The organism is Desulfobulbus sp., from assembly GCF_030824455.1.
Lineage (GTDB): Bacteria > Desulfobacterota > Desulfobulbia > Desulfobulbales > Desulfobulbaceae > Desulfobulbus.
In genome coordinates this window covers 1-7,477 of record NZ_JAVBXR010000035.1, presented here as the reverse complement: position 1 = coordinate 7,477, position 7,477 = coordinate 1, and the positions used below count along the sequence as shown (strand labels likewise).

Below are 7,477 nucleotides of genomic sequence, written 5' to 3'. Positions count from 1 at the left end.
GTTTTGACGGCCATGTCGACCAACATTGCTGTCCTCGCTGCTTTGCAGACAGAGATGCAAGCGGACATCAAAGCCATTTTCGAACGGTTGGAGCGTAGACAGATGGAAGTCTATCCCCCACCGCACGGGGAAAGGAGAGAACAATGAACAGAAATTTGCGGCAGGCGATTGAACTGATCAAGTCGTTTGAAGGGATCATTGATGGGGATCCAGCAAATGTAAACCTTGACCCTTACATTTGCCCGGCCGGCCATTGGACCATCGGTTGGGGCCATGTGGTCCGGGATCCGCAAGGCCGACCGATCAAGGGGGTTGAGAACAAGCAACACGCCAGGGCTGTTTATCCGACTGGCTTGACCATGATCGAGGCCGAGGTCCTGCTGGGTGACGACGTCCGTCGCTTCGCCGCCGGAGTCGAAAAACTGCTCCAGGTGAAAGTGAGTGACGCCCAGTTTTGCGCCCTGGTCAGTTTTGCCTATAATGTAGGAGTCAGCGCCCTGAAGCGTTCCACCCTGCTGCAGGTGATCAACCGGGGAAATTTTGATCAGGCTCCGGCTCAGTTTCTACGCTGGACCAAGACCAATGGCAAAGAATTGGCCGGACTGAAACGCCGACGGCAAGCGGAAACCAATTTATGGCGTAACGCCTAGGAAGACCTAGCCTTGGCGGTTTGCGAATTTTTGAAAAGGCAAAAAAGGTGACGAGATGATAGTGCGCGGCGTGATCATGGTGCTGGTAATCGCAGGATGCCTGCTCGCATTCAATGTTGCCTGGCAGCATTTTTATTGCGAACAGCCTTGGGGGATTTGTGATGCGCGATCATTTATGCCATGCGCTCCAGTGAGTGTAGTGGAAAGGCAATGGCGTGACTATGAACAGCTGGCCAAAAAAGAAAAGCCGTAGCACCTTGTGCCACGGCTTTTCCGGAGTGTCAATTCGTGTCAATTTTTACTTTTTGACCGGTTGCTTAACTCATTGATTTTGTGGTGCTCCAGGCTGGATTCGAACCAGCGGCGCCAGGATTAGGAATCCTGAGCTCTATCCACCTGAGCTACTGGAGCAAACAAGCGCGTCTTGTGCAAAAAATTGCGGCAACATTGCGCCGCTGGCAGCGGCAAGCCCTTGCAGGGCGATGAAAATACTCAGTTAGCGGTTTGCATGCAAGCAATTATTGTTTGCCGCCAACGAGTGCGGCATCAGGCCGATTCGCCGTCGGCAAGCGTGTTCTGACCGCTGAAGGCGTCGTCGTTATACCCGAAACTGACGATGCAGTTGCGCCCTATCCGCGTCCCCTTAGGAATTTTCGCTTCTTTGCCGACCAGCGAAATGCCGGTGTAGAGGTGTTTCGGGAATTGCTTGTTGGCCAGGGCGAGGTTTTCGCCGTGCCCCACCACGGCCCCCGCGCCGACCTGAACGCGCTTGTCCAGCACCGCCAAGTCGACCACGGCGCGCTCCTCAATAACGCCGTCCTCAAAGACGACCGCATTGGTCACGACCGCCCCCTTTTTCACCCGCACCCCAGGCGACAGCACGGAATTGATCACCGTGCCTTCAATCACGCAGCCAGCCGAGATCAAAGACGAAGCCACCTTGCTCCCGGGCAGGAACCGGGCTGGCGCGCGGTCCATGGGACGGTCGCCGTATTCGGGATTGGGCCGGATCTCCCACTCTTCAGGCGAGATCCCTGAATTTTCGCGAATAATGTCCATATTGGTTTCCCAGTAGGACTGGATGGTGCCGACGTCGCGCCAGTAGCCATAAAAGGGGTAGGCATAGACCCGATCCTCGTGGATGGCGCGTGGTATGATGTCCATGCCGAAGTCCACCTCTTTGCGGTCCTGGGCCAGGGTGCGCAGCAGGTATTGGGTGTCGAAGACATAAATGCCCATGGAGGCGAGGTTGGTGCGCGGGACCTTGGGCTTTTCCTCCCAATCGATAATCCGATTTTCATTATCGATGATCCCGGCGCCGAACTGATGGATGTCGCGCTTGGGCACCACCATCATGCCGATGGTGACGTCGGCCCGTTTGTGCTGGTGGTAGGAGAGCATGGCGTCGAAATCCATACGATAAATATGATCGCCGGAAAGGACCACCACCTGTTCCGAAGGGTTGGCGAGGATAAAATCGATGTTCTGGCGAATGGCGTCCGCCGTGCCTTTGTACCAGTCGGAATCCCTTTCGCCGGTCCGCGGCGGCAGGATTTTGATGCCGCGCGTCCGGCCGGTGAAATCCCAGGCCGAGCCGTTGCCGATATGGGCCATCAGCGACAGCGGTTTGTACTGGGTGAGCACGCCCACTCTGGTCAGGCCGGAATTCATCACGTTGGACAGGCTGAAATCGATGATCCGGTAAATGCCGCCAAAAGGCACCGCCGGTTTGGCCCGGTGCTCCACCAGCAAATTCAACCGGCTGCCAATGCCGCCGGCCAGAAGCAGCACAAGGGCGTCGGCGCTTTCTCTCATTGCAGTTCCTCCCCGTCTTCAAGCCTGTTCGCAGGCCACTTTTCCGCAGCAATGCGAGGGGCCACCCGGCAGCCGCAACCGATGCGAAAGCCCTCCGGCACGTTGTTGTTCCAGCCAATGACGCTGACTCGACTGGCCTTTTCGCACTCGGCCGCCCCAACCCGCACATCGCGATTGAACACCGTGTTGACGTCGCTGACCATCCGGTTCAGTTGAACGCCCTCATGGACGATGTTGTCGAAGAAGAGGATGGAGTCGTTGATTTCCGCCCCGGCCATGACGTGGACGCCGGGGAAGAGGATGGAATTGCGCACTGTCCCCTCAATGATGCAGCCGTTGTAGGCCATGGAGTTGTCCAGACTGCCGTGGACGCCGATTTTAACCGGCTGGCGGTCGGCAATGTTGCGGTGGGCCAGATTGGTGCGAATGCCCCAGGCTTCAAGATCAATCTTGGGTTCCGGCCCCAACAGATCCATTGAAGTCTGCCAGTATTCGTCGATGGTGCGCGTGTAGCCCCAATAGCCACGAAACTTATACCCGTGGACCTTGCATTTCTGCCGCATCAGCATCGGAATGATGTCGCGGCCGAATTCGTAGGAGGTGTTTTCCTGATTCTTTTTCAGCGCCTCAAACAGCACCGAGGGCCGGAAGCAGAACACGGTCAGCGAGGCCCAGCGCCCCTTGGGCTCCGCCGGTTTTTCCTCGTAGGAGAGCATCCGTCCGCCGTCTTCAAAGTCGTCGGCGATCTCGGCCACGCCGAAACGCGAAGCAGATTCCAGCGGCACCTTGATGAACGCCGCAGTCAAGTCGGCGTCGTGTTCTTTGTGGTAGCGGATCATCTTGCGGTAATCCATCTGGTAGATGTGATCGCCGGAGAGGATGAGGATCACCGAAGGCCCGTAATACTGCATGTAATCGATGTTTTGATAGACCGCGTCGGCGCTGCCCCGATACCAGTGAGGATTTTCGTAGTCTTTAAACGGCGGCAGAATGGAAATGCCGCGATTGCGCCCGATCATGTCCCAGGCAGCGCCGGTGCCGATGTGGTTGATCAGCGAATAGGAGCGGTATTGGCTGAGGATGGCGATGCGCTCGATGCCGGAGTGGAGCAGGTTGGACAGGGGAAAATCGATGACCCGGGCAAAACCGCCAAAGGGAACGGCTGATTTCGGCCGATAATGCGTCAGCACACCCAATTCATCGACGCGGCCGCCAGCCAGGATCATCGCCAAGGTCGAGGGTCTATACATAGAACACCGTGCAGAGGGTGGATCGGCGCCCGTTGTTCAGGGGCGAAGGGCTTGCTGCAAGACGCCGACAAGAAATGAGGTTGCGGTGCATAATATGCCTAACCCCTTAAAAGGTGCAAGCAATATCTCGCCCGGAGCCGGCAAAAGGCATCGGCCCGACGCAACAAAAACGGCGACGGGAAGATGTTATTTGATGTGCTGAGTGATGAGGCGAATCAGGGTTTTGGTGGTGAACTCCTGGTTTTCACGCAGAGGCAGGTTTTTAAGGGGAGATTCCGCCCGCGCCGCCTCTTTGTGGCCGCCGGCCGGACCGAAGCGGCCAAAGGTGGCCTTGGCCAACTTGCCGGCGTTCTTGCGGTAGCCGTCGCAACGGAAGATGACCACTAATTTTTCACCATGCAACCCGGAAACAATGACCCAATCGAACGACTCGACCCGATTAAAAAAATCGGCAATAATAACTAGAATGTCCGGGGTTCCGACCTTGCCGAGATGGACATAGGCCCGTCGGTTGCTAGCCTTGACCTCGTTGAGCGCGGTGCGGAAATAGCGCAGTTCAGAACGGCGCAGCTCGGTGAGTTCGAACTTGCGCACCAAATTGAGATTGGCGATGTTGAACAGGTAGCGGAAGCAGATGCCGTCCGAGGCCTGCATGTTCTGTTTCTGGAAGTTCTGGGTGTCGACCTTGACCCCGTAAAACAGGGCAGTGGCCAGGGCCACCGAGGGTTTGATGCCGGCGGCGCGGAGATATTCCACCATCATTGAGGAAACTGCGCCGTATTCGGGGCGGATGTCAATGAAGGCGGCGTCCCAACCGGTGGTGACCGGGTGATGGTCGATCACCGCGTTGAAGGTCATTTTTTCAAAACAGGCGAGATGGTTGGGCTGGGAATCGACCAGGATTTTTTTGCTGTAATCCTTCATCGACAAGGTGTGGAGGCGTTCGATGGGGATTTTCAGACGCTCCACCATGGTCAGGTTGTTGAGGCGCCGGATCTCGTTGGGATAGCCGATGACGACGCTGTGCACCCGGTAGCTGAGCAGCCGTTTGAGCGCCAGGGCCGAAGCGATGGCGTCCGGATCGGCGCTGATGACGATGAGGACGTTGTCGCTGCGCTCAAAGATGGCCCACAAACCGTTGAGCCGGGCCACGGCGGAGTTTTTGCTGGCGCTGCGCGTTATATTGTTGTCGGCGATCTTCTCAAGTCGTTTTTGCATAGACAAGGATCAGGAAAAAACACTGTCGTCTCTTGAAGCGAACGCAGTGACGAGGGTCTTATCCGCCGTTTGCGGGACTCAAAACGGCAACCTGTTCAGAACCAATCCGCAAACGCCCATGGCGTCGCGGTACAGGGGAGGACGTGAGAACAGATGCTTCAGGTAAGGACTTCCCATGCATTGCCCGTATCAGACTACAAAAAACGAATCAAACAAAGCCGACAACTTACACAGAGACACACAGAAGTGCAAGCTCCGTCTTTCCGGAACTTTGCCTTGCCCGACGCTGCCGGCGGACAGGCGCGGCAAACGGTTGCCCTTGACTGGAACATCCGCAGCGGTTACTACCTTTGCTGAGAATGCGCCCCTTGCTGGCGCGAAGAACCGGCCCAACCTCTGTTGAGAACCTCCGCAGCCCGCCTGCAGCCCGAAAAAAGCCCATGACACTGCTCAGCCGTTACATCCTGGCCCATTTCATCCGCAATCTCGGCATGATCATGGCCAGTTTCATCAGCCTGTATCTCTTGATCGATTTCTTTGAAAAAATCGACAATTTCCTGGAAAAAGGCAAGGCCTTCAGCCTGATCGCCACTTTTTTCTTCGCCAACATCCCCTTTATTATCGACCTGATGAGCCCGGTCTGCATCCTCCTGGCCGGGGTGGTGACGTTGGGCGTGCTCAATCACAGCAACGAGCTCATCGCGCTGAAGGCCTGCGGCATCCCTTTGAAAAAAATCACCCTGCCGATCATCGCCGCCGCCATGGTCTGCATCCTGCTGTTCCTCGCCATGGCGCAGATGGTGCTGCCCAAGACCATCGCCGTAACCAACCAGATCTGGAACAAAGAGGTCAAAGGCAAGGTGGCGATGGGAATTTATCGCAACGGCCGCTATTATTATCGCGGCCAGGACGGCTTTTACTCCTTTGCCCGCCCTGATCCGCAAAAAAACGTGTTCAATAATTTTTCCTACACGGTCTTGAACAAGGACCACCAAACGCAAACGCTGACCGCAGCGGAAACCGCTGTCTGGGACAAAGGCGTGTGGACCCTGCGCAACGGGCAGACCCAGGAGGCCGCCGGCGAAACCCGGTTTGCCACCCAGGTGTTCAAGACGCGCACCTTCAACCTCCCTGAAACCCCGGTTGATTTTTTTGTGCCGGCCTATCGCTCCATGGAACTTTCCCTGGTCCAACTGTACAAGGAAACCCAACACACCCGCACCGAGGAAGAGCGCAACAAGGCCTGGGCGGAATTCTACGGCCGCATCTCCTACACCTTCCTTGGCCTGCCCTTGCTGCTGCTCGGCCTTCCCCTGCTGCTGCTCATCTACCGCAAATGGGGTCGGGATCTGTCGCTGGCCATTCCGGTCAGTTGCGGCATGGCCTTTGTCTGCTGGGGCGTCTACACCACCCTGCAGTCCCTGGCCAAGGCCGGCTATCTCCCGCCGCTGGCCGCAGCGCTAACGGTGCACCTGACGGTCGGTTGCCTTGGCCTCATCCTCCTGGCCCGCGAGGACGTTTGATGAGCCGACGCATCGGCATCGTCGGCGTTCCCCCGCTGGCGGTCATCGCCGAGATCAACCGCCAGGGCGACGTCATTGTCGACCTCGACGAACCGCAGGTCCAGGCGCCCATCGACCAAACCGCCTCGCGCATCCCCAGGGTCTACTGCGCCATCCTCCGCACCGTGGTTCTCAACTGTTTGCACCTGCCGCTTGACCAAATCTACATCGACGTTGGCCCGGGCAAGTGCGACTGCGCCCTCCATGTGGCCGAGGTGCTCGCCGACATGCTGCCGATCCCGGTGATCCGCACCCGCAATCAGGATGCACAGGCCTATGGGAGCCCGCTCTGCACCGCCCGGATGCCGCTGATCGCAAAATTTACCCGGATCACCAAGGGGGTGCAGTCGGCCGCGCCGTATGCCCCTCTGGAGCGATGCCAACCCAGCTGCGGCTTCTGGGGCGTGCCGCCTCGCGATTTCTCCCTGCTGACCCCCTTTCCCGACACGACCCACGTCTTTGGCTGGACCCGGTGCATGGAAAACAAAACCCCGGCCGACCTGGAACTGGAGCGGATGTTTGATCCCGCCATTCCCACGGTTTTCTTCTGCCAGTCTTTCTGCGCCAAAGCAGCGCTGGCCAAACATCTGGCGGCCAAACATCCGCGGGCCATGGCCATCGATTGCGACGTCAGCGCCGGCAGTTCCACCCGCGCCAAAATCGAAGCCTTTCTCGAACTCTCCGGCATCGAACCCGCCCGACGGAAGGACGCCTGATGCTGCTGGCGGATTTTGGCACCTCCTACTGCAAACTCCTGGATACAGAGACCGACAGCGTCCCCCGCATCCTTGCCTCCCGCGAGCTGGACCGGAGTTTTCAGGCCGACTTGGCCACCGGTCACAACGCCGCCCGGCGCAGCAAGAAAAGCGTCAACGAACTGACCGCCCTGGCGCGGGGCGGCAAGCAAATCATCAACCGCTCGGATTTCGTGCTGCTTGATTGCGGCAGCCGCGACATCAAGTTTGTTCGTTTTCATCAGGGC

7 protein-coding genes, 1 tRNA gene and 1 pseudogene are annotated in these 7,477 nt (G+C 57.8%); 5 read left to right on the top strand and 4 right to left on the bottom strand.

Going from position 1 to position 7,477, the window contains the following annotated elements:
- The first annotated feature begins 143 nt into the window (after positions 1 to 143).
- Complete coding sequence (locus RCH93_RS06290; RefSeq protein WP_306547476.1) at positions 144 to 650, top strand: lysozyme; 507 nt, start codon at positions 144 to 146, stop codon at positions 648 to 650.
- A 55-nt stretch (positions 651 to 705) separates the two neighbouring features.
- Positions 706 to 903, top strand: a complete 198-nt coding sequence (locus RCH93_RS06285; RefSeq protein WP_306547475.1) for a hypothetical protein — start codon at positions 706 to 708, stop codon at positions 901 to 903.
- A gap of 81 nt (positions 904 to 984) precedes the next feature.
- On the opposite strand, the gene RCH93_RS06280 is transcribed toward RCH93_RS06285, so the two are convergent.
- The 4 genes from RCH93_RS06280 to RCH93_RS06265 form a co-directional block, all read right to left on the bottom strand.
- Positions 985 to 1,061: transfer RNA gene (locus RCH93_RS06280), tRNA-Arg, on the bottom strand.
- A gap of 135 nt (positions 1,062 to 1,196) precedes the next feature.
- Positions 1,197 to 2,465: a glucose-1-phosphate adenylyltransferase family protein gene (locus RCH93_RS06275; protein ID WP_306547474.1), complete on the bottom strand. Its 1,269-nt coding sequence runs from the start codon at positions 2,463 to 2,465 to the stop codon at positions 1,197 to 1,199.
- The gene (locus RCH93_RS06270; RefSeq protein ID WP_306547473.1) at positions 2,462 to 3,715 is read right to left on the bottom strand and encodes a glucose-1-phosphate adenylyltransferase family protein; all 1,254 of its coding nucleotides are present in this window, start codon (positions 3,713 to 3,715) and stop codon (positions 2,462 to 2,464) included. Before RCH93_RS06270 ends, RCH93_RS06275 begins: the two co-directional genes overlap by 4 nt.
- Positions 3,716 to 3,901: 186 nt before the next feature.
- Complete coding sequence (locus tag RCH93_RS06265; RefSeq protein ID WP_306547472.1) at positions 3,902 to 4,933, bottom strand: bifunctional oligoribonuclease/PAP phosphatase NrnA; 1,032 nt, start codon at positions 4,931 to 4,933, stop codon at positions 3,902 to 3,904.
- A 440-nt stretch (positions 4,934 to 5,373) separates the two neighbouring features.
- Here RCH93_RS06265 and RCH93_RS06260 point away from each other — a divergent pair, with 440 nt between their 5' ends.
- The 3 genes and pseudogenes from RCH93_RS06260 to RCH93_RS06250 all read left to right on the top strand — a co-directional run.
- Positions 5,374 to 6,456, top strand: coding sequence for an LptF/LptG family permease (locus tag RCH93_RS06260; protein ID WP_306547471.1), 1,083 nt, complete (start codon positions 5,374 to 5,376; stop codon positions 6,454 to 6,456).
- A complete protein-coding gene (locus RCH93_RS06255) occupies positions 6,456 to 7,211 on the top strand; it encodes a hypothetical protein (protein ID WP_306547470.1) in 756 nt (251 codons plus the stop codon). The genes RCH93_RS06260 and RCH93_RS06255 overlap by 1 nt, the downstream gene beginning before the upstream one ends.
- Positions 7,211 to 7,477, top strand: a pseudogene (locus tag RCH93_RS06250) (ATPase); the annotation flags it as partial. The gene RCH93_RS06255 and the pseudogene RCH93_RS06250, both read left to right, overlap by 1 nt.

What these genes read in the sequence shown, in the direction of transcription:
- RCH93_RS06290 (WP_306547476.1), top strand. Translation starts at nt 144, where the DNA reads ATGAACAGAAATTTGCGGCAGGCGATTGAACTGATCAAGTCGTTTGAA.
- RCH93_RS06285 (WP_306547475.1), top strand. Translation starts at nt 706, where the DNA reads ATGATAGTGCGCGGCGTGATCATGGTGCTGGTAATCGCAGGATGCCTG.
- RCH93_RS06275 (WP_306547474.1), bottom strand. Translation starts at nt 2,465, where the DNA reads ATGAGAGAAAGCGCCGACGCCCTTGTGCTGCTTCTGGCCGGCGGCATT.
- RCH93_RS06270 (WP_306547473.1), bottom strand. Translation starts at nt 3,715, where the DNA reads ATGTATAGACCCTCGACCTTGGCGATGATCCTGGCTGGCGGCCGCGTC.
- RCH93_RS06265 (WP_306547472.1), bottom strand. Translation starts at nt 4,933, where the DNA reads ATGCAAAAACGACTTGAGAAGATCGCCGACAACAATATAACGCGCAGC.
- RCH93_RS06260 (WP_306547471.1), top strand. Translation starts at nt 5,374, where the DNA reads ATGACACTGCTCAGCCGTTACATCCTGGCCCATTTCATCCGCAATCTC.
- RCH93_RS06255 (WP_306547470.1), top strand. Translation starts at nt 6,456, where the DNA reads ATGAGCCGACGCATCGGCATCGTCGGCGTTCCCCCGCTGGCGGTCATC.